The sequence below is a fragment of the Moorena sp. SIO2C4 genome (assembly GCF_010672485.1).
In the GTDB taxonomy this organism is placed as follows: Bacteria; Cyanobacteriota; Cyanobacteriia; order Cyanobacteriales; family Coleofasciculaceae; genus Moorena; species Moorena producens.
Map to the genome: position 1 here is coordinate 1 of NZ_JAAHGN010001367.1, position 1,633 is coordinate 1,633.

4 protein-coding genes are annotated in these 1,633 nt (G+C 48.4%); all 4 read right to left on the reverse strand.

Annotation, left to right across the window (positions count from 1 at the left end):
- Positions 1-86 (reverse strand): hypothetical protein (locus tag F6K20_RS37635; RefSeq protein ID WP_502708929.1); only part of this gene is annotated, 86 nt, incomplete at its 3' end.
- Positions 46-861 carry a glutathione S-transferase family protein gene (locus F6K20_RS37640; protein ID WP_502708928.1) on the reverse strand — a complete coding sequence of 272 codons (816 nt, stop codon included), beginning with the start codon at positions 859-861 and terminating at the stop codon, positions 46-48. The genes F6K20_RS37640 and F6K20_RS37635, both read right to left, overlap by 41 nt.
- A gap of 161 nt (positions 862-1,022) precedes the next feature.
- Positions 1,023-1,217, reverse strand: coding sequence for a photosystem II assembly protein Psb35 (gene psb35, locus F6K20_RS37645; RefSeq protein WP_044493155.1), 195 nt, complete (start codon positions 1,215-1,217; stop codon positions 1,023-1,025).
- Positions 1,218-1,402: 185 nt separating this feature from the next.
- Positions 1,403-1,591 carry an AraC family transcriptional regulator gene (locus F6K20_RS37650; protein WP_154659783.1) on the reverse strand — a complete coding sequence of 63 codons (189 nt, stop codon included), beginning with the start codon at positions 1,589-1,591 and terminating at the stop codon, positions 1,403-1,405.
- Between the last annotated feature and the right edge of the window lie 42 nt (positions 1,592-1,633).

Genomic DNA, 1,633 nt, shown 5'->3' on the forward strand with positions numbered 1-1,633 from the left:
ACTTCCATACCGTTTCCTTGATAGTCAGCCCAGAGTTTTGGATGTTCAAATAGCTGAATCTTCAGTAGTGGTAGATAGGTAACCAAGCGTTGCCAAATTACTCGTGCTATGTTTTCGGTAGTAGGTACTATCCCCACACAGGTATCTACTGGTCTCTAGGGCTCGATCAATCTTATCCAAGGTTGTGAATAGCTGGTCGCAAGCTTTCTCATAAGCCTCTTGGGTCTGGGCAAAACCGCAGCGATAGACTCCATTATTCACAGCGTGGTAGATAGTCTCATTCCACACATCAATGGTTTCCTTCAGTTCCTCTGGATAAAGGTCTAGGGTAGGATTAGTAGCGAACTCATTGAACTGTGAGTTCAGGATTACTATAATTTCTGCACTCTCATTGTTGACAATGGTTTTGCTCTGTTTATCCCACAGCACTGGAACTGTGCAACGACCGTTGTAGCCTGTTTTTGCCAGCTCGTAAAGCTCAGGAAGCGTGTCGCAGCCTTCCTGCTGCTGATTAAATACCCAAATCCCCTGATTGGAAGAAGGAGAGGCAATGAATACCGGTATTGAGTCTTGGAGTCCTTTGAGTGCCCTTACCACTAGAGTGCGGTGGGCCCAAGGACAACCGAGTCCTACATAAAGACAGTAGCGTCCTGCTTCCGGTTGGTAAGGATTCTCTGCTTCTGTCCCAATAAAATTCCTAAACTCGCTGGCAGGGCGAATGTACTCTCCAGAATTATTCCGTGGAGCCAGCTTCGACATCATCATTTGCCAGAGAGTTGTCCAGACAAACTTTCCCAACCTGATGATCAGTGTTGGGGGGAGTGACTTGCCTTTTTTCTTAGTTTCAGCAGCTCCGGTCATGTTGGGAATTTAGTAAGACATCTCTAAGATACCAACAAATTCTGACCAGTGGCCTGATTACCCTAGTAGTGCTGAAAAAGAACCCTAACTTACCGTGTTGAAGTCAGGGCTCTTTTTCAGTCAAATCTTCCGGTTTTCCCAACCAAACTACTCCGGTTTAGCTAGCTCTCTCCCTTTGAATTATCCTCTGAATCGATCTTTGGTACCCAATTAGGAGTTTCTGACCCTTCCCAACCAGCAGGACGTTTAGAGTTGTACCAGGCAATGGAGCCAATCACAACTGCTGCCACAAAACCCACAACATACACTAGGGTAAACCACAAGGGAAAACTGCCTGCTTCCATCAATACATACATAGCCGGTTTAGATTTTCTGGTATTTCCGTTATCGTACCATCCAGCCTGATGGCTTCGATAGCTTAAGCTATCAGCTATCAGCTTTCAGCCATCAGCTATCAGCTATCAGCTATCAGCTTTCAGCTATCAGCTTTCAGCTTTCAGTATTGAGCTATCAGCTTTCAGCTTTCAGCTTATGGCTTAGGTCACAGGGTCGAAGCCTGTGCCACAAAGCTGTTCGCGCAGCGTGGGCCAAAAGCCCACGGCTGATGGCTGACCGCTGACCGCTGACCGCTGACCGCTGACCGCTGACCGCTGACCGCTGATGGCTGACCGCTGACCGCTGACCGCTGATGGCTGACCGCTGACCGCTGACCGCTGACGGCTAACAGCACCTACTTTCTAGCTGCTGGGGGAGCTAACGGACCTCCTGCTGG